Annotated in this window: 18 protein-coding genes; 1 reads left to right on the top strand and 17 read right to left on the bottom strand. The window is 49.9% G+C overall.

Translation table 11 applies throughout. The annotated features are described in order from the left end of the window. Nucleotides 1-30 precede the first annotated feature (30 nt). The 14 genes from pgsA to uxaC form a co-directional block, all read right to left on the bottom strand. Nucleotides 31-618 carry a CDP-diacylglycerol--glycerol-3-phosphate 3-phosphatidyltransferase gene (gene pgsA / locus M4D81_RS06645; protein ID WP_071220148.1) on the bottom strand — a complete coding sequence of 196 codons (588 nt, stop codon included), beginning with the start codon at nt 616-618 and terminating at the stop codon, nt 31-33. A gap of 259 nt (nt 619-877) precedes the next feature. Further along, a complete protein-coding gene (locus M4D81_RS06640) occupies nt 878-1,369 on the bottom strand; it encodes a YajQ family cyclic di-GMP-binding protein (protein ID WP_260065193.1) in 492 nt (163 codons plus the stop codon). Nucleotides 1,370-1,518: 149 nt separating this feature from the next. Beyond that, nucleotides 1,519-1,692: a DUF4175 domain-containing protein gene (locus M4D81_RS06635; protein ID WP_146746999.1), complete on the bottom strand. Its 174-nt coding sequence runs from the start codon at nt 1,690-1,692 to the stop codon at nt 1,519-1,521. A 77-nt stretch (nt 1,693-1,769) separates the two neighbouring features. Beyond that, on the bottom strand, nt 1,770-2,804 hold the full coding sequence (locus M4D81_RS06630; protein WP_260065190.1) for a helix-turn-helix domain-containing protein: 1,035 nt from the start codon (nt 2,802-2,804) through the stop codon (nt 1,770-1,772). Nucleotides 2,805-2,852: 48 nt separating this feature from the next. Next, nucleotides 2,853-3,620, bottom strand: a complete 768-nt coding sequence (locus M4D81_RS06625) for a DUF3388 domain-containing protein (protein ID WP_113058682.1) — start codon at nt 3,618-3,620, stop codon at nt 2,853-2,855. A gap of 204 nt (nt 3,621-3,824) precedes the next feature. Beyond that, nucleotides 3,825-4,079, bottom strand: a complete 255-nt coding sequence (locus tag M4D81_RS06620) for a DUF3243 domain-containing protein (RefSeq protein ID WP_009589302.1) — start codon at nt 4,077-4,079, stop codon at nt 3,825-3,827. A gap of 108 nt (nt 4,080-4,187) precedes the next feature. Beyond that, the gene (gene ymfI / locus M4D81_RS06615; protein WP_071220144.1) at nt 4,188-4,958 is read right to left on the bottom strand and encodes an elongation factor P 5-aminopentanone reductase; all 771 of its coding nucleotides are present in this window, start codon (nt 4,956-4,958) and stop codon (nt 4,188-4,190) included. Continuing rightward, nucleotides 4,958-6,238: an EF-P 5-aminopentanol modification-associated protein YfmH gene (yfmH, locus tag M4D81_RS06610; protein WP_260065189.1), complete on the bottom strand. Its 1,281-nt coding sequence runs from the start codon at nt 6,236-6,238 to the stop codon at nt 4,958-4,960. The genes ymfI and yfmH overlap by 1 nt, the downstream gene beginning before the upstream one ends. 3 nt (nt 6,239-6,241) lie before the next feature. Continuing rightward, on the bottom strand, nt 6,242-7,522 hold the full coding sequence (gene yfmF, locus M4D81_RS06605; RefSeq protein WP_260065188.1) for an EF-P 5-aminopentanol modification-associated protein YfmF: 1,281 nt from the start codon (nt 7,520-7,522) through the stop codon (nt 6,242-6,244). A gap of 125 nt (nt 7,523-7,647) precedes the next feature. Continuing rightward, nucleotides 7,648-8,460 (bottom strand): spore cortex-lytic enzyme, encoded by an 813-nt coding sequence (sleB, locus tag M4D81_RS06600; protein ID WP_260065187.1) that lies wholly within the window; start codon nt 8,458-8,460, stop codon nt 7,648-7,650. 198 nt (nt 8,461-8,658) lie between these two features. Next, nucleotides 8,659-9,765 (bottom strand): glycoside hydrolase family 88/105 protein, encoded by a 1,107-nt coding sequence (locus M4D81_RS06595; protein WP_260065185.1) that lies wholly within the window; start codon nt 9,763-9,765, stop codon nt 8,659-8,661. Nucleotides 9,766-9,807: 42 nt separating this feature from the next. Next, on the bottom strand, nt 9,808-11,322 hold the full coding sequence (locus tag M4D81_RS06590) for a UxaA family hydrolase (protein ID WP_260065183.1): 1,515 nt from the start codon (nt 11,320-11,322) through the stop codon (nt 9,808-9,810). Then, nucleotides 11,319-12,830, bottom strand: coding sequence for a tagaturonate reductase (locus tag M4D81_RS06585; RefSeq protein WP_260065181.1), 1,512 nt, complete (start codon nt 12,828-12,830; stop codon nt 11,319-11,321). Before M4D81_RS06585 ends, M4D81_RS06590 begins: the two co-directional genes overlap by 4 nt. A 3-nt stretch (nt 12,831-12,833) precedes the next feature. After that, a complete protein-coding gene (gene uxaC, locus M4D81_RS06580) occupies nt 12,834-14,258 on the bottom strand; it encodes a glucuronate isomerase (protein ID WP_260065180.1) in 1,425 nt (474 codons plus the stop codon). 195 nt (nt 14,259-14,453) lie between these two features. Between uxaC and M4D81_RS06575 the strand changes: the two genes are divergently transcribed. Continuing rightward, nucleotides 14,454-15,314, top strand: a complete 861-nt coding sequence (locus M4D81_RS06575) for a helix-turn-helix transcriptional regulator (protein ID WP_260065179.1) — start codon at nt 14,454-14,456, stop codon at nt 15,312-15,314. A gap of 77 nt (nt 15,315-15,391) precedes the next feature. Here the strand turns inward: M4D81_RS06575 and M4D81_RS06570 are convergent, their stop codons facing one another. From M4D81_RS06570 to M4D81_RS06560, 3 genes are all read right to left on the bottom strand, one after another. Next, entirely contained in the window at nt 15,392-18,046 is a 2,655-nt protein-coding gene (locus M4D81_RS06570; protein WP_397376665.1) for an FtsK/SpoIIIE family DNA translocase, read from the bottom strand. 61 nt (nt 18,047-18,107) lie between these two features. Further along, nucleotides 18,108-18,350, bottom strand: a complete 243-nt coding sequence (locus M4D81_RS06565) for a YlzJ-like family protein (RefSeq protein WP_260065177.1) — start codon at nt 18,348-18,350, stop codon at nt 18,108-18,110. Further along, on the bottom strand, nt 18,347-19,105 hold the full coding sequence (locus M4D81_RS06560; protein ID WP_397376667.1) for a ClpP family protease: 759 nt from the start codon (nt 19,103-19,105) through the stop codon (nt 18,347-18,349). The genes M4D81_RS06565 and M4D81_RS06560 overlap by 4 nt, the downstream gene beginning before the upstream one ends. Nucleotides 19,106-19,263 lie beyond the last annotated feature (158 nt).

Raw genomic sequence — 19,263 nt, 5'->3', positions numbered from 1 at the left:
AAAAAAGCAATAGGATTGCTCCTATTGCCGTTATGCCCCGGCACCTTTGAGAAGGTGCCTGTTCTGGACAAAATATTCGATTCCCGAATAGATCGTAATCACCGCGGCAGCCCAGATTGCAATGACATCAAACGGAATTCCCAAGAATACAAACGGGAAATTATTGATCAGAAGCGCGACAATCGCCACAATCTGAATCACCGTCTTGATTTTCCCCGATTGACCTGCTGCAACGACGGAACCTTCCAGGAGTGCAATTTGTCTCAAGCCAGTAACCGCGAATTCTCTGCTGATGATGACTACAGCAATCCAGGATTCGCATTTGCCCATCTCCACAAGCGATATGAGGATGGCTGCCACCAGCAGTTTGTCCGCGAGCGGATCCAGAAGTTTACCCAGGTTCGTCACCATATTGTTTTTCCGGGCCAAATATCCGTCAATCCCATCCGTACTTGCTGCAAGTATGAATATCAATGCTGCAATTAATTGGTTGTAGGGAAGGACAAAATCATTCCACACAATAGGAGCCGGATAAAAATCAAAATCCACCAGCAGAAAAATCATCATGACAGGGATCAAGCAAATGCGGGCCAACGTGATACGATTGGGTAAATTCATGGGGCAACCTCCCTTGCAACGGGTTGTCTTGAAATTTTCGCAGACCCCGCGACTGTTATCCATCTGTACTTCAATAGGGTCGCTCTTCCCAAGAGCCTAAAGGGTTCGAAGCGTGAAGCGCTGTCTGTCATATTCATCCCCCAGTAATCTATGTATACGTTAATCCTTATATATCGTTTTTTAGTATAATATTTCCGCTCACGCCCTGTCAAAAGAAACAAACCTGTCCATCCAATCCTATATGAGCCTGTGGCGGCGTTTATTTAAAATTCGTGAATTGCAGGTCTAGAGAAAGATCCGCTTTGCGAAGCAGCTGCATGATCTGCTGAAGATCATCCTTGCTTTTTCCGGTTACCCGAATTTGGTCACCTTGAATCTGACTCTTGACCTTCAGCTTGGAATCACGGATCAAGATGTTGATCTTTTTCGAATTTTCCTGATCGATTCCTTGCTTTAAGGTCAGGCGCTGGCGAACGGTACCCATGGAAGCCGGCTCGATCTTGCCGTGCTCCACATTTTTCAGCGACAAGCCCCGTTTCACCATCTTGGTTTGCAAAATATCAATAACGGCGTTGAGTTTGTACTCGTCATCGGATGCAATGACCAGTGCGTCCTTGTCCAGCTTCAAGCTGCTCTTGCTGCCCTTGAAGTCAAAACGGTTCTCGATCTCCCGCTCCGCCTGATTAACCGCATTGCTAAGTTCCTGCATATCCATTTTGGATACGATATCAAATGAGTTTTCTGAAGCCATGGTGAATCCTTCCTTTCATTTGGCGATAATGCTTCTATTATAGGTAAAACCGTGAGCCAAGTCTAATCCTCTACGAGATCAGCGGGATAAATGTGAACGAAAAAGACTCCGCTTATCGCCAACATCCGGCGAAAACGAAGCCTGCTCCGTCAACTGCTAGCTTTCTCATCATGCACCGGACGGCGGAACATGCTCAATATACCGAGCAAAATATGTGCCAGTCCAAAGCCTAATATGCCATATCCCCAGTCACTTGGAATCAAATAGTAGCCCAAGAGGCTGACGATAACGCCTAATCCGAATATAATCCAGTTGACCGTCACGCGAGCATCACCTCTTCCAGGAAGTGCAATAACAGCATGCAGCTGCATGCTGTTATGATGGCCTGGAGAACAGGCAATTATTCGATATCTGTGGTATCCGATGTACCTGTAGTATCTGTGGTAGTACCTGTGGCATCCGTAGTACCCGTGTTGTCCATCGTGCTTGCGGAACCATCAGCCGGCTCCAGCAAGATGCGCGACGTTGATTTTCCATCCGTTACAGGCTGGCCGCCAACCGTAATAGTGGTTGCAGCGGAGTTCCCTGATTTCACGTAAAGTCCCTGGCTATCCAGGTCAAAGCTCAGAGAATCACCATTCTCAAGCATTTGGAAAGCCAGCTTCTCCCCGGAGGTATTGTAGCCACGATACACTTCTACCCAGCTCTTACCGTCGCTCGTTGCTACAATCTCAACCTTCACAGACGAGCCTGTTACCTTAAATACGGTGTTCTTGCCTTCCGTCCGGTCCTGCGTCACCGTAGCTACTCCAGGCGTTGAATCACCCGGTTCATCGACGTCCGTTCCTTCTGTGCCATCTGTTCCGTCCGGGGCGTCTGTTCCTTCTCCGTCCGTGCCTTCGTTAGCCGTGCCGTCTGGGGTGTTGTCGCCGCCCTGCGCTCCGTCACCTGGCGTGGCGGGATCCGTATTGCCCGGGTCTTCCGGCTTTTGCGCTTGATCCGTCTGCGTCTGATCATTATTGCTTACCGGAGGTTCATCCTTAGGCTCATTCGAATTAATGGCCACCAAGTAAATGACAACAACGATCAGAATCGGGAATGTCCACATCAGCAGTGTAGGCAGCCATTTCATGTTCCGTTCGGCTGAAGGTCTGGTGGCACGTTTTTGAATAACCGGTTCCATCGTCGCTTCCGGTTCGGATTTTGGCACATCCTGTTTATGGCCTTCAAGCAGTTCGTCCGGGTCAATCCCCACCGCTTCCGCATAGGTTTTGATGAATGCCCGCACGTAAAAACTGCCGGGAAGTACTTTGTAATCCCCTGCCTCGATGGCTTCCAAGTATCGCTTGCGTATTTTTGTCATTTCCTGCACATCATCAAGGCTCATCCCTTTTTGTAGACGCGCCTCCCTTAATTGCTGTCCCAGTTCGGACATGCCATCACCTCCTACTTTAGAAATTCGTGGTCAAAGTCAAAAACAATATTATAAATCGTCACTATAAGAGCCCGTGAACGTATCATAAACGATTTCCTCTTCCGGATTGTTTCGCAATTCGATTATAATATCGAAATCCTCATAGGAATATTCGGATTCGCGAACAAAAATATCCGGATGCTCGATCACCTTCGTGCTCTCCATCCCCATGATATCCTGCAGGAGCTGATAATGACGTTCGTTGGATCGGATCGTGCTCACAATGCCGTCAATGATGAAAACATTGTTCGAATTCATCTCGTCCTCGGAGAGTTGACTGCGAATGGTTTGACGGAGCAGCGTAGAGGAAACAAAGGTCCAGCGCTTCATCGCGCAGACGCTGCCGGCGATAATGGACTCGGTTTTGCCGACGCGGGGCATTCCGCGAAGACCGATAACCTGATTACCTTCCCTTTTGAACAATTCACCCAAAAAATCAACAAGTAAACCGAGCTCATCACGCGTAAAACGGAACGTTTTACGATCATCCGAGTCCCGGTCAATATATCGTCCATGTCGGACAGCCAAAATATCGACCAGTTTTGGCGGTCTCAAGGCTGTTACCGTAATATTTTTCATTTTGTTTAACATTTTGCCCATCAGGATAATTTTTTCTTCATCATCCGTTTCCAGCAGCATTCCGCGAGTTTGGCCTTCAACCCCGTTAATGGTCAGTATGTTTACTTCGAGCATACCTAATACGGAAGCAATATCGCCGAGCAGACCAGGCCGGTTCTTATGTATCTTGTATTCCATGTACCATTGATTCGATTCCACAAAGACACCTCTTTGCACTTCTTTTCCATCAATATTCGACAAATTCCAGCGAAAATTGCACGCAAAAACAGGTCAAATGAAAAATGGGTCACGTTAATGATATATAAAATAAAAATGAAAGGCAAGTATTAACGATGACATGAAAATTACATTCTTTTTTCTTGACAAAAAGCCCCCGTTCGCGGGGGGCTTTTTGCAAGAGGGTTATGCGTTGTTCTTGGCCAGTTTCACCATCAGACGCGCGATAACGTGGCGTTCTTCCTCGTTACCTACATCCCACAATTCTTTCAGTGCCCGGTTAGATGAGTTTTGCGGGTCGACCTTCTCATCGAGGAAATCACCGATCTCATAAGCCAGCTGAGAAATGGTGTCTTCACTCATACCTGCTTTCTCGGCTTGAACGACGCGCTCGCCCAGAAATTTCTTCCAGGAATCAAAGTTTTTGATTACGGATGACATGAATTAAATCCTCCTTTTGCGTGGTGGCAATTCAGATTTAAAGTAACAATAGTAATATGTCCCCGTAACCAATACCTTATGAGTGGTGAATTGCACCACGAATGACGATCAGGTCACCCAACCGCCATTCGGGCTGATCACTTGCCCGGTAATGTAGCCCGACTCGGGCAGCGCCAGAAAATACACCAGTGATGAAATCTCATCCGGCTGCGCCAATCTGCCGACCGGAATTTCATCCTCCAGCATGCGGATCTCATCCGATTCCAAATGCCCCAGCATGGACGTATCCACCGCGCCGGGGGCAACGGCATTCACCGTCACGCCTGATGGGGCAAGCTCCTTCGCAAGGGCCTTCGTAAAAGCGTTAACGCCACCCTTGCTTGTTGAATACAATACCTCGCAGGAGGCACCCGACAACCCCCAGATCGAGGAGACATTGATAATCCTGCCAAATCGCTGGGAGATCATACGCCCCATAAACGCCTGGGAACACAGAAACATCCCTCTCAGGTTGATGGACATCAAAGTGTCCCACTCCTCTTCCGTCACGTCAGACAGAAGCCCGTAATGGGATACCCCGGCGTTGTTAACCAGGATATCCGGCTCCATATCATGACTCTGAAGCTTCTCTTTCATGCGCAATATTTGCTCTTTGTCGCGAAGATCCGCGGATACAGTTAACACCTTAGCACCATAGGCCATACAGCGGCGGGCAACTTCATTGGCCGCTTCATGCGAATTCATGTAATGGATAACGACATTCATGCGTACCGAAGCAAAACGCTCGGCAACAGCCGCTCCAATACCTCTGCTAGCACCCGTGATCAGTACCGTCATTTCCCCGATCGGTTTCAATTCTCTTCCCATGTCTTGCTTCATTACGGACTCACAACGATCGATACGGCCAATTGATCCCAGTCGATATGCTCCTGCAGACGGCGGTTTACATCATCTATGGTAATGGATTCATAAACCGGTAGAACCTTAAAGAAATCCGCCCCGCGGAACTGATAGCGAGTGAATTCATGAGCAATATTTTCAGGGGAATTGAGCATGCGCAAATATCCGCCCATTTTCTTCTTGCGGGCACGCTCAAAGTCGGATGCCTGAAATCCGGTTGCTTTTAACTTATCCACCTCTGTGCGGATGCGCTCCAGAAGTTGGTCCGGATCCTTCGTGTCTCCGCCCACCGCAGAGAACGCATATTGGGGTGAACTGTTATATTCATGGCCGAAGCTGTCGGATATCAAATCCTCGTCATACAGCTGCTGATACAATTCCGTACTGGATCCAAACAGGAGGTCCATCATCAGCTTCGTTGTCAAATCTCGGCGCAGCTGCTCCTCGGCTGTTAAACCGACCTGCTTCTCCTTGAAGCCGAACAGGCATTTCGGCAGGGATACGGCCAGCCGGCTCTCTCGCCGATTCTCTTCAACTCCCTGCGGCTCCGGATCGAATAAACGCTCGATGGAGCCTTGCTTCTCATACGATTTTCCGGCTTGATTCGAACGGATCAGGTTCATCGTTTCAACAGGATCTACGCCGCCCACCACGAACAGCAGCATATTGCTCGGATGATAAAAGGCATTGTAACACGTATACAGATCTTCCTTCGTAATCGTTCCGATGGATTCCACCGTACCGGCAATATCGATGTGCACCGGATGCACCTTGTACATCGCTTCGATCAGACCGAAGTATACGCGCCAGTCCGGATTGTCCTGATACATGTTGATTTCCTGCCCGATAATCCCTTTTTCCTTCTCTACGTTCTGATCGGTAAAGTAAGGATTCTGCACGAAATTGATCAGCGTCTCCAAATTTTCATGGATGTTCTCCGTCGCAGAAAAGAGATACACCGTTTGGTCAAAACTAGTAAAGGCATTCGCCGAGGCGCCGTTCGAGGCAAACTTGGCAAAAATATCGCCTTCCGGCTCCTCAAACATTTTGTGTTCAAGAAAATGCGCAATGCCATCAGGAACGCGAGTTTCAGATTCGCCTTCAACCTTAAAATGGTTATCCACCGAACCATATTTGGTTGCAAAGGTCGCATAGGTTTTCTGGAAGCCGGGTTTAGGCAGCACATACACGTGCAGACCGTTATCCATCACTTCGTAATACAGCGTTTCCTGCAAGTTGTCATAATGAATGCTCTCCACCGGCTATTCCTCCTTTTGACCTTTCAGGAAATAGATCGTATCCAGCGAAAATGCCGAAGCCGCTTGCTTCACATCATCCACTGTAATGCCTTCCACCTGCTGCAGCAGCTCATCCGGCGTACGTTCCCGGCCCGACAGCGTGCGGTTGAAATCATACGCAATCATCTCAAAGGCCGAATCCTGCATTTCCTTAATAACGTTGCGGATCATGGCTTTCGTTTGGGTCATTTCGATATCCGTAATGGCACCCTTGGCCATGTCATCGAGCTGCTGTTGAATAATTTGGACAGCCTTCTCGAAATTTTGAACCTCGATGCCGGACTGGATGGTTGCGATTCCTTTATGGCCGTCATAACGGGACGACGCGTAATACGCCAGACTTTCCTTCTCCCTCACGTTAACGAACAGCTTTGAATGCGGGTAACCGCCCAAAATCCCGTTATACAACAGCGCGGCGGCATACTCGTCATCTCCGTAAGTAATGGTGCTTCTCAGACCCATGTTGAGTTTGCCTTGATTAATGTCCAGCTTCTCCACGACCGTCTGCGTCCCGCTCGCTGCCGTTCGCGTGGAGGAAGGAACATAATCCTTGCTTGCTGTTCTGTTCAGTTTAAAATGCTCCTCTACGAGCTTCTTCACCTCATCCAAACTCGTATCGCCAACTACATACAGATCCAGAACGGATTCATTAAGCCAGTTCTGATAGGACTCATACAAGCCTTCCGGCGTGATTCCGTCAAGATCCTTCCGTTCTCCTAACGGATGCAGCCGATACGGTTCGTTCTTGCACATAACCTCGATGCAGCGCTCCGCAGCGTAACGAATTTTATCATTGACGATGGACACCAACTTCTTGCGGACCGTGTCTCTCTCGGTCTGTACATAAGATTTGCGGAATGCTCCATTCTCTAACACGGGCTGGGTGAAAGCTTCGCCCAAAAAAGCAAATGAAGAGCGCAGAAGGCTCTCCGGACTCTTAACAAAAGAGTCATTGATCGTATCCATGCGAAAGTGCACGATCTGATAATCGCCGCGCTTATACACGTCAAATCCAAATCCGGCGCCGTACAGCTGCTCCAGCTGTTCTCGAAAAGCTCGCGTTTCCGGATAGGAAACGGTCCCTCTGCGCAGCACAAAAGGTGTAAGCGCGGTCGAGGTCACGGTTTCTTCTGCTAACGGACTTCCGGCGTAAAGCGATATCGCAAATGTCTTGAATCGGTTGGTCGGTAATACGTGAATCCGAATTCCTCCGACTGTACCGTGTTCAAATTCCGTTTTCGTCAAGGTCCATATCCCCTTACATCATGGATTGTCGTTGCCAAAATTTACTTCATCGATAACTTTCATTCTAACCCATTGCAAAGTGAAGAAGCAACCGAAGACAGGCCCCGGTTGCTGTTGTTTACGGCTTACATACAGAATATATGTTGACCGATGGTTTTGACTTGAGGGCGGGTCCAAATCCATGGCGAGGTGGCCGTTTTCGGATTGAAATAGTACAGGCAGCCTCCTGTCGGATCCCAGCCGCTCAGCGCCTGCTGTACTGCTTTCTTCGCCTGCTCGTTCGGTTCAAGCCATATTTGACCGTCGGCTACCGCGGTAAAGGCTCTCGGCTCAAATATAACCCCATGCGGCGTATTCGGGAAGCTTGGTGATTTTACCCGGTTGAGAATAACCGCCGCTACGGCAACCTGGCCTTCGAACGGCTCTCCTCGCGCTTCGCCATATACGGCATTCGCCATGATTCTCAAATCGTTCTCTGAAAGGCCCATTGAATCAGATGAAGCTAAGTTGTTATTGCCGCTTTCATTGTTTGCTGAACCTCCGCCACCACCGGCAGCTGCACCGCCTCCACCTTCATGAGCCTTCGGAGCAGTCGGACGGAAATCCTTGGTTGCATTATACAGTTTAAGCTTGACCTTCGGTCCTACGATACCGTCTACCTTCATGCCAAACTCCGATTGGAACCATTTAACGGCTCCTTGGGTTTTGGAGCCAAATACGCTGTCAATTTTCCCGTGATAAAAGCCCAGGTGTTTCAGACGGCCTTGCAGCTCATACACATCTTCGCCGGTAGAACCAAATTTGATGGTCTGCTGGCTAAAGGTTGGCAAAGCTTCCTGAAGATTCGAATGATCTGTTCCCAGGCCTCCCTGAGCGAAGACAACGGCAGACAACAGAATCGCAATGCTCATTAGGATCCAGATTCTTGAGTTTTTCATGCTGCGCTCTACCTTTCTCTTGTGGTTTAACAAGCCTCGCTACCGTTATTATGACAAGCCTGCCAGTTTCCTATGCACCTGTTCGGCGAGAGGACTGAACGAAGACAGCACATCATCGCAGCACAAAGAGAGCTGTTCCTCAGAGGAACAGCTCTTTAATGTTCAGAATAGATTTAACGCTCGACCAAGGATTAATCCTTACATCCTGCCAAGCTCAACGCACGCCATGACCAACGCCCCAACACCATGGAGGTCATTCTCGCATTGCTGCCTTTCCACATAATGCTTATAATCGCCGACACCTGTACCGATGCAGATCTTAGGCATGACCAGATGCCCCTGACCATCCATATATACGGATTGAGCCAGGCCGTTATATCCATGTCTTGCATGGGAGATCAAGGATGAATCCAGGTAACCGAGTCGAATCCCTTTAGCCAAGGTATATATGAAGAGACTGGAGCAAGAGGTTTCCAGCCAATTGTCCTCCCGGTCCCCTTTATCTATAACTTGATACCACAGTCCGGTAAGCGGATCCTGATAACGCACCAGCGCTTCGCTTAATTCACGGAGCACAACAGCCAGTTCTTCCCTCGCCGGATGGTCCTCTGGCAGTAAATCAAGGAACTCCACGATCGACAACGCATACCAGCCTAAGGCGCGTCCCCAAAATTCCGGAGATTGCCCGCTAACCGGATCAGCCCAAGGCATCGTCCTGCTCTCGTCCCAGGCATGATAAAATAACCCGGTTGCCTGATCCTTGGTATGGGAGCGCATCAACCTCTCCTGGAACAGCACTTCATCAAATAAATGGGGTTTATTATACTGCTGGGCATATTTCATCGTGAACACGCCGCCCATATACAAGCCGTCCAGCCACATCTGGTAAGGGTAGCGATCCTTATGCCAGTATCCTCCATCGGTGGTCCGATTCAAAGTAGATAACAGACGGAGTAGTTTATCCGCGGCAGCCCTGTACCGATGTTCGGGACATACAGCATCCAGCTCCATCAGGAGCAGGCCCGCTTGAACGGAATCCAGCTCCCCCCGCTCCAGCAGCAGATTCCCGTTGGAATCCACCAAATGATCGACATAGCCCTTAACGTAATCCAAAAACTTTGATTCACCGCTAAATTTCCATAATTGAGACATTCCAACCAGAAATACACCCTGGTGGTAATGCCACCGTCCTGCGGGCGGCAGTTGCTCCGGCGAATACATTTTCATGATCGATTGGCAAGCCTTGGTGCCGAGTTCTAGGGGTGACATGGTCAACTGTTCTTGCTGCTGAATGGGATTGGACATATAGGCTCCTCCTCTTTTTTAATCTTGTTCCAACAGCACACGCTATAAAATGACGCCATCCTTAAAAATGGATATTTCCCGGAAGCCATTGCGTTCGTTTCTCGTCTGTTCAACGCCCGAGGCTAATTGGACAATACGATGCATGAGTTCCTCATGAAGCTCATCCATGGTTTTACCTTCCAGCAAAGCACCTGCATTAAAATCAATCCAATGCTTTTTACGAGCGGCCAGTTCGGAATTTGTGGCGATTTTGACTGTGGGAACCGGACCGCCAAACGGCGTCCCTCTCCCCGTCGTGAACAGCACGAGATGGGCCCCCGCTGCAGCCAGGGCCGTAACCGATACAAGGTCGTTGCCTGGCGCCTCGATCAGGTTTAACCCCGGCTTCGTTGATCTTACGCCGTAACGGAGTACATCGGATACGGTGGCATTCCCCCCTTTTTGAGTGCACCCCAGCGATTTCTCCTCCAGGGTTGTGATGCCGCCGTCCTTATTACCGGGAGAAGGATTTTCATAGATTTCCTGTCCGTGCGATACGAAATATTGCTTGAAATTGTTAATGAGCAACGTAATATCCTGGAACACCTGCTCGTTGGCGGCCCGGTCCATCAGGATCGTTTCGGCTCCGAACATCTCCGGCACCTCTGTCAGAAGAGCAGTACCACCGTGAGCGGTGATGGTATCCGCAATACGGCCCGCCAGCGGATTGGCTGTAATGCCCGACAGACCGTCCGACCCGCCGCATTTCAGTCCGATCTTCAGCCTGGACAGAGGAACCGCAGACCGTTTGAAAGTCTCGGCATATTCCACGAGCTCCGAGATGAGGGACAACCCCTCCTCCAATTCATCCTCCATGTCCTGAGCACGCATATATTGGATCCGTTTCCCTTCCTGCTCGCCAATCATCGCCTGCATTTGATCGATCTGGTTGTTCTCGCAGCCGAGCCCGATAATAAGTACGCCTGCCGCATTGCCATGCTGGGCCAGGGACGAGAGCAGGCGCTGGGTATGGCTTAGATCATCTCCAAGCTGCGAACAGCCGTAGGGATGCGGGAAGTGATAAACCCCATCAATGCCTCTCCCCTGGAACTGCTCGCCAGCCATGCGCGCTAACAGCTCGCAGGTTTTGTTAATGCAGCCGACGGTGTTGATGATCCAAATTTCGTTGCGGATCCCAACCTGACCGTTGGGTCTGATATACCCCTGGAACGTTGGGGACTCCATAATCGTCGGTGATTCCTGAGCCGCTGCTTCTGCGCCAGGCTTATACTGATACTCCACTTCACCGGATAGTCCGGTTTTCAAATTGTGGGTATGGATCCATCTCCCCGGCAAAATGACTTCCTTCGCCAATCCGATCGAATAGCCGAATTTCAAAACATGGCTGCCCGGCTCTATTAATCGAAGAGCTACCTTGTGACCTTTTGGCACATTCTCGGTTACCTCGATCGCATGCTCCTTCCCGTTCAGAAGCCCGATGGCATGTTCTCCTGCCGACAAAGGACGAAGCGCGATACCGACGTCATCCTTGTGATGAAGTATGACGATGTCGCTCATGTTTCGATCAGCTCCATTTCTTCGATATAACGGCTTACCGCTTCATGAAGATTGGGTATCCGGTTCAAATCCTCGCCCCATAAAGCCTGATCGCCAAGAATGGATGCCACAAGCTGACGTATACTCCATTCCCCGTCTTCTACCTTTTGCCACGCTTGATAGAATGTCATCAGACTGTCCGGATCATCTCTTAACAGCATCCGTTCTCCATCAAGACGCGTTCCGTACCACTGCCCTTCTACTTGTTTGGCATGATACAGACGGATCAAAGAGGCCAATCCCCGAGTTATGAGGCTTGGGGGCCTATTGTGCGTACTGGCATATTCCTTTAAGCTTGGCAAAAGTCTCACCTTGAACTTGGAGATGCTGTTCATGGCAATATCCTGGAGCTTATGCCGAAGAAAAGGATTGCGGAATCGCTCCCACACGGTTTCGGCATAAGCCGTAACCTCTTCCGGCGGGAGAGGCACCAAGGGGACGATTTCTTGCAGCATTGCGCTGCGAATATCTTCTCCCCATTCCATGCTCTCTGCGATTTTTTTCACTTCAGTGAAACCGTGAAGCAAGCCGATGGAAGCCATCAGCGTATGCGTTCCATTCAAGATTCTTACTTTTCTTACCTGGTACGGCGTCAGATCAGGCACCCAGCTTACCTGAAGACCTGCCGACTGGAGTGGCAGCCTGGACTCCAATGAGGGGTCGCCCTCAATAGCCCAGAAATAATAGGGCTCCGCCGTGTTCAACATTCGGTCTTCATAACCCCATTGGTCAAAATAGCGCTCGGCCTCTTCCGGATATCCGGTTACGATCCGATCCACAAGCGAGTTCAGAAACAGGTTGCATTCCTCAACCCAGCTCCGAAAAGCCGGCGAAAGTCCCCAATCCTCCGCATGCCGCAGTACAATCGATCGCAAGATATCCCCGTTTCGTTCCAGCAGCTCGCATGGGAGGATCAACAGGCCCTTGTCCGGCGAGCCTTCATAACGCTCATAACGCCGATATAAAAGCATGGTAAGCTTAGCAGGGAATGACATCGGCGCTTCCGTCGGATTCCATTCACTAAACTGATAAACGAGACCCGCTTCCGTTGTATTGGAGACGATGATCTCCAGGGAATCCAGCTCGGCCACACTCAAGAAATGCCCCCATTCCGCATAGGGGTCAATCATCTCCGAGAACACCGGGATCCATAACTCCTCCTCGATCTTCCGGCCATCCTGCAGGCCTCGAGTCAGCAAGCCGTAAATCCCTTCCTGTTCCCGAAGCTGCTCCAGCTTGCGTGCTCCCCCAGGTCTTGGCTGACTGACGGCCACGCTTCCCTGGAACAGACCCTGCCGGTTGCATTCATATATCATCCAATCGAAGAACCCTCTCAGAAAATTGCCCTCGCCTATTTGCAGCACTTTAACGGGAAGGTTCAACATATCCTGGTCATGCCGCTGTTGTTTCTGTAAAGAATCGCGTCCTACCAACCTCAATACCCGGCCACGATCTGTCTTCGCATCCATGTCTTATCTCCCTTCCGTCCGACCAAATCGAAAATAACTCTCGGCGTTGTTGTAACAAATATCCTGGACGATTCCCCCGAGCCATGGAAGATCATCCGGTGCTTCTCCCCGTGTAACCCACTCACCGAGGAGATTGCAAAGAATCCGCCGGAAGTACTCATGACGGGTATAAGACAAGAAACTTCTGGAGTCGGTCAGCATGCCGACAAATCGGCTTAATAATCCCATATTGCCGAGTTTGCTCATCTGGTCGACCATACCGTCTTTGGTATCGTTGAACCACCACGCGGAACCGAACTGGATTTTGCCCGGAATACCGTCGCCTTGAAAACTGCCGATAAGTGCTGCGAGAATATCGTTATCGCTTGGGTTAAGCGAATAAAGAATCGTTCGTGGAAGTGACCGCTCTTGATCAAGCCGATCCATCAGCTTTACAAGCGGTACGGCGATTGGACTGTCGTGAATGGAATCATAACCGGTATCCGGACCCAATTGTCGGAACATCCGGGTGTTATTGTTGCGCTGGGCGTTAATATGAAATTGCATGACCCAGCCGAGTCTTGCGTAGATTTGGCCAAGATAAAGCAGCGTATACGTTTTGAATTGTTCCTCTTCCTGACGGGAAACACGCTCCCTATTAAGCGCTTTCAGGAATATGTCAGCCGCTTGAGTCTCGGTCACCTCTTGATAGGGCACGTAATCCAGCGCATGATCGGATACACGACCGCCAACCGAATGGAAAAACTCAGCCCGCTGTTCGAGTGCCTTCAGGAATGCCGAATACTCCGTAATCTCCATCCGGCTTCGGTCCTCCAACAATTTCACCCAAGGAAGGAACGTCTCCCGGTTAATCTCCAGTCCCTTGTCGGGACGGAATGACGGGAGCATCTGAAAATCGGGATCGCCTTCCTCCGCCAGTTTGATATGATATTCCAGGCTATCCGTCGGATCATCCGTCGTACAGACCACTTTCACGCGACTTGAAACGATCAATCCCCGTGTGGTCAAATCATTTTCCTGCAGACGCTTGTTTGCCGCCTCCCATATCTGCGGAGCATTCTGTTCATTAATGATATCCTGAATGCCGAATAGTCTTTGCAGCTCCAGATGAGACCAATGGAATAACGGATTGCCGATCGTCATCGGAACGGTGCGCGTCCAAGCCAAGAAGCGGTCATAATCACTCACACCCGGCCCACCCGTGATGTATGCCTCTTCTACTCCAGCGGCCCGCATTGCCCGCCATTTGTAGTGATCGCCGTTAATCCACGCTTCGGTCAAGTTCTCAAACCGGTGATTGTCAACGATCATCTGCGGGCTCAGATGACAGTGGTAGTCGATGATTGGCATGTCTTTTGCATAATCATGGTATAAGGTGCGTGCAGTCTCGTTATTGAGCAAAAAATGTTCATCCATAAAAGGTCTCATGATAACACCGTCCATTTCTGTAGATTTACCTACTATGCTACAGCATCATCAGTTGGATTTCTTCACTTTTATTGCGAAATTGAAGGCTCATTCAACATATCTTGCTTTGTTTTGCTTAATAGAAGTTGGTACAATATAACTGAAGGATTAGAATGACCTGATCATGAATGAATTGAAACGAAGCGGGGGCAGATTATGATATCCAGCGATACCCATACCGTAACCTACGGGGAAGAAGAAGGGGAATTTTACTACCATCGCATTCATCGCACTAAGCCCTTTGAACGAAATAACCATTATCACGGAACCTATGAAATCTACTATTTGGTTTCAGGCGAGCGTCATTATTTTATAAAAGAAAAATTGTATACCATCCAGGCGGGAGACCTCATTCTCATCAATAAATTCGACGTTCATAAAACCTCGGGACAAGGCGATCCGGAGCATGAACGTATCGTCATTAATTTTAGCGATTCTTTTCTGGGGAAAGGCCATCCCTTGCTGGCATCCGGATTGCTGAGCATGTTTAATCAGGATAGACCACTGCTGCGTTTAACCGTTCCAGAGCAAGCAATCATCATGCAAATTTTGAATAAGATGGCCGATGAAATCCGAGAAAGCGCCGCTTCGTACGAGTATATGCTGCAGGTGCTGCTTACGGAGTTACTCATTAAAACCTCTCGGTTAACCCATTCCGCCTCGCTGCCTGCTCACACGTCCATGAATCCGCTCCATCAGAAAATCACGGACGTCGTTAAGTATATTCACGTCCATTATGCAGACAAAATCACGCTGCAGCAATTAGCCGAAAGCTTCTACATCAGCCCGTTCTACCTGTCCCGGATATTCAAAGAAATTACGGGCTTTACGATCATTAATTATTTGAACCTCACCCGTATTCGCGAAGCGCAGCGCCTTCTAACGGATACGGACCTGAAAATTGTGGACATCGCCGAATCCATCGGCTTTGAAAGCCTGACGCATTTTGACCGAACCTTTAAGAAAATTATGAAACTGACGGCAAGCAAATACCGCAAAATGAATAGCACCACGTGAACCAACAAAAAAGGAAGCGATCAACCCAGCAGTCTGGTTGTTCGCTTCCTTTGTTTGAAGTTGTGGGATCGGCTCCCTTAACTGATTCGATTCTGCTGTTGTTGATATTGCTCCATGGACATCAGCACTTCCCGCGGTTTGCTTCCCTCATAAGGTCCGATAACCCCACGTGCCTCCATCGAATCGATGAGACGCGCTGCACGGGTATAACCTACGCGCATTCTCCGCTGCAGCAGCGATACGGACGCTTGCTTAGCTTCCAAAACGATAGTCACCGCCTGTTCATACAACTCATCCAATTCTTCTTCGTCCGCGCCGGCGGATTCCTCTATCTCAGGCACCAGCGACTCGTCATATTCCGCCTGTCCTTGGTCACGGACAAAATCCACAATATTCTCGACTTCATGATCACTCATGAAAGCACCCTGGACGCGGATCGGCTTGGAGGAGCCCATCGGCATAAACAGCATATCTCCGCGGCCAAGCAGCTTCTCCGCCCCCGCCATGTCCAGAATCGTCCGGGAATCAACCTGCGATGACACACCAAAGGCAATGCGCGACGGAATGTTCGCTTTAATGACCCCGGTAATAACGTCGACTGATGGACGCTGCGTCGCGATGATCAAATGGATCCCCGCAGCACGGGCCATTTGGGCCAGTCGCGTGATCGCGTCTTCCACATCGTTGGCTGCAACCATCATCAAATCGGCCAGCTCGTCCACGATAACGACGATATACGGCAACACTGCCGGCAAATTATCCTTCATCAGATTGTTGTAGCCCTCAATATTTCGCGTCCCGGATTTGGAGAACAGCTCATACCGCTTCTCCATCTCTACCACGATTTTCTTAAGTGCCAAGGATGCCCGCTTCGGATCGGTTACCACCGGTGCCATCAAATGCGGAATCCCGTTGTAGACATTGAGCTCAACCATCTTCGGATCGACCATCAGGAATTTAACCTCATCCGGCTTCGCTTTATACAGAATGCTGGTAATAATGCCGTTGATACATACGGATTTACCCGAACCCGTTGCACCTGCAACAAGAAGATGGGGCATCCGTGCCAAGTTACCGACAATGGTCTGGCCTGAAATATCACGACCAAATGCAATCGAAAGCTTCGATTCCGCGTCCTGGAACGTCGGCGTCTCCATAACCTCTCTCATCGTAACTAGTGAAACTTCGTTGTTCGGCACTTCGATCCCGATGGCTGATTTGCCGGGAATCGGCGCTTCCATCCGAATATCCTTGGCCGCAAGCGCAAGTGCAATATCATCGGTCAGATTGACGATCCGACTGACTTTAACCCCGATGTCCGGCTGAATTTCATAGCGGGTTACCGACGGCCCCCGAACAACCTCCAGCACCTTGGCTCGAACCCCGAAACTTTCCAGTGTGGCTTCCAGCTTGCGCGCTGTCTGCATATAATCGTTCTGGTCTCCACCCTTACCGCCGTTATTGGGCTTGGATAGCAGCCGGAATGGAGGCAGCTTGTACGGCTTGGGTGGGGGAGCCGGCGGTGCTGCCGGTGCTGTTCCCTCCTGCCCTCCGTTATCCGCAGCAGCAGGTGTAACTCCACTCAACTCGCCATTTGAAGCTTCAAGGCTGCCAACGAGGGGCTCAGGAATCGCGGCGGTATTCCCCGGAGATTCCTCTTGTGCCGAAGGTATCACCGCTTCGTGATCATCGTACTCGTCATCCAGGCGGCCTTCTTGTTTCACTTGCTCGAAGAAATCGCGAATAATCGGCGATGAAGGCACGGATTCCACTGCAGGTGAGATCACGTCCGCTTCTTCCTCCGGTTGAACCTGACTGTTGAACAGGACGACCTCCTCTTTCTCCTTAGCACCATGTCCGTTACCAACCGTAAATACCGGAGACGCGTCATCCGCAGCATCCCCGGCCTCTTCCACTGCTTCGTCCCTTTTGCCCACTTTGGAACCGAACAGCTGGAAGAATTGCGGTGCCTTGCGGCGTGGCAGCCTCATGCCCTCCATATCATCCAGATCATCGTCCTCATCCAGATCCTCCGGCAGCTGCATACGTTGTTCCTTCGCGCTTGATTTTGCTGCCGCTCTTGATTTGGTCTGGTGGCTGTTCACTTTTTTCTGAATCCGTTCTCCGGCCTTTACAACCCTCACGCGGAACATCCGCATTAAATCAACATAGGACAGGTTGGTGATCAGCATGAAGCTGATAACCAGCATGACAATTACAATCAACTTGGCCCCTATGCTGCCAAACAGCATTAACAGAAAGGCAAACTGCAACGCTCCAATGTAACCGCCACTGATGTCTCTGCCCATGACGGGATGATGTCCATCATCTGCCCCGGCATGAAGAAGCTCGCCTTGCAAATCACTATGTATCTGGCTCATCGCATTTGACGCATTCAATTGTCCAATCGGGGCCAGCTTCGACTCCAAACCTGCAATACTGCTCATTAAAGTTAGCGATAACACCAAGAGAAGGACACCGGTGCGTCTGCTGTTCCAGCGTTTGGGCCATTTCCGGTGAATCATCACCATTAACCCGTAATAAATGCCGATTAGGGGGATGATAAAATAATACTTGCCCAGCAGATATCCCGACATCTTGGACAGGGAACGCCCCACCGGTGCTTCTCCGGATAATGCAATGACCGAAAGTGTCATCAATACAATCCCATAAATTTCATACTTCAAAACGGCTGCAAAGGCTGCCTTCTTCTTTCTTTTCCGTTTTGCCAAAAGTGTCACCCCCGAATCCATATTATAGCATAATATTCGGTGGCGTACCTATGTTCTGTTTTCAGCCTTTAGCCTCATTTTCTACCGTCGGAATATAGCGAATCATTGCCCCCGGAGAATAGCGTGGATTCAAGTAATCTTGAAGCCCGCAGTCGAGTAAACGGACAATTTTCGCCTGATCCTCTGACATCGGTTCAACTTCCATCAGTATTCCTTCAACCCGAATTTCCCTGGACGTAACGGCTGCCTGATCTCCTTGCAGCAGCCCGGCTGAATCCAAAGGGATGACGCTGTACCATATCATTGCGTGATCCCCCCAGGGCTTATCGTTTTACGTTCTGCAATCATACTGTTCAACCGGCTTAAGGCCTGCCCGATTCCCCCCACTTCGTTCATGAGGCCATATTTGACGGCGTCTGTACCCGAAACCGCGGTACCGATATCCCTGTTCAATTCACCGGTTTTAAACATCAGATCCTTAAACTGTTCCTCTGTTATCCTCGAATGGCTCGTCACAAAACGAACGACACGCTCCTGCATTTTCTCCATGTATTCAAAGGTTTGCGGCACGCCAATGACTAACCCGCTCATGCGTATCGGGTGAATGGTCATCGTCGCACTCTCCGCGATGATCGAGTGGTCTGCCGCTACAGCGATCGGGACGCCGATACTATGCCCGCCTCCAATGACTACCGTTACGGTCGGTTTGCTGAGCGATGCAATCATCTCGGCAATGGCAAGTCCGGCTTCCACGTCACCGCCAACGGTATTGAGAATGATCAAGAGACCTTCGATCCGTGGGTTTTGTTCAGCTGCCACGAGCTGTGGAATCATATGCTCGTATTTGGTCGTTTTATTTTGCGGAGGCAGCACGATATGGCCCTCGATTTGTCCAATTATCGTCATGCAAAATACGTTCGATTCCCCACCGGTCGGAAGCCCCGTCTGTCCCAGCTGCTGTATGGTTTCCGTCACGGCCGCTTTCTTGGCTTCCTCGGTGGGGATGACCTGAGGAGCCTCCGTCTCACCAGTCCATTCTCCTTTTCTGCTGCCGGTCATCCATTGATCGTTGTCCACTGCGCATCCCTGCCTTTATCTTAATGTCTAGCTGCTGCAACCAACACATAGCTAAACCTTAGTATGGCAAATGACGGGACTATTTTATGCTTATCTGATGCTTCAGCATGAGGTCGACATTGCATAAACCACAAAAAAAC

The organism is Paenibacillus sp. p3-SID867 (assembly GCF_025142895.1).
In the GTDB taxonomy this organism is placed as follows: domain Bacteria; phylum Bacillota; class Bacilli; order Paenibacillales; family Paenibacillaceae; genus Paenibacillus_AQ.
This window is presented reverse-complemented; position numbering and strand designations above follow the sequence as displayed.

Excerpts from the sequence above, each read along its gene's own strand:
- M4D81_RS06585 (WP_260065181.1), bottom strand. The coding sequence starts at position 12,830 with ATGGATGCGAAGACAGATCGTGGCCGGGTATTGAGGTTGGTAGGACGC.
- M4D81_RS06620 (WP_009589302.1), bottom strand. The coding sequence starts at position 4,079 with ATGTCATCCGTAATCAAAAACTTTGATTCCTGGAAGAAATTTCTGGGC.
- sleB (WP_260065187.1), bottom strand. The coding sequence starts at position 8,460 with ATGAAAAACTCAAGAATCTGGATCCTAATGAGCATTGCGATTCTGTTG.
- M4D81_RS06590 (WP_260065183.1), bottom strand. The coding sequence starts at position 11,322 with ATGAGCGACATCGTCATACTTCATCACAAGGATGACGTCGGTATCGCG.
- uxaC (WP_260065180.1), bottom strand. The coding sequence starts at position 14,258 with ATGAGACCTTTTATGGATGAACATTTTTTGCTCAATAACGAGACTGCA.
- pgsA (WP_071220148.1), bottom strand. The coding sequence starts at position 618 with ATGAATTTACCCAATCGTATCACGTTGGCCCGCATTTGCTTGATCCCT.
- M4D81_RS06630 (WP_260065190.1), bottom strand. The coding sequence starts at position 2,804 with ATGTCCGAACTGGGACAGCAATTAAGGGAGGCGCGTCTACAAAAAGGG.
- M4D81_RS06565 (WP_260065177.1), bottom strand. The coding sequence starts at position 18,350 with ATGATATGGTACAGCGTCATCCCTTTGGATTCAGCCGGGCTGCTGCAA.
- M4D81_RS06575 (WP_260065179.1), top strand. The coding sequence starts at position 14,454 with ATGATATCCAGCGATACCCATACCGTAACCTACGGGGAAGAAGAAGGG.
- M4D81_RS06560 (WP_397376667.1), bottom strand. The coding sequence starts at position 19,105 with ATGACCGGCAGCAGAAAAGGAGAATGGACTGGTGAGACGGAGGCTCCT.
- M4D81_RS06640 (WP_260065193.1), bottom strand. The coding sequence starts at position 1,369 with ATGGCTTCAGAAAACTCATTTGATATCGTATCCAAAATGGATATGCAG.
- M4D81_RS06595 (WP_260065185.1), bottom strand. The coding sequence starts at position 9,765 with ATGTCCAATCCCATTCAGCAGCAAGAACAGTTGACCATGTCACCCCTA.
- ymfI (WP_071220144.1), bottom strand. The coding sequence starts at position 4,958 with ATGAAGCAAGACATGGGAAGAGAATTGAAACCGATCGGGGAAATGACG.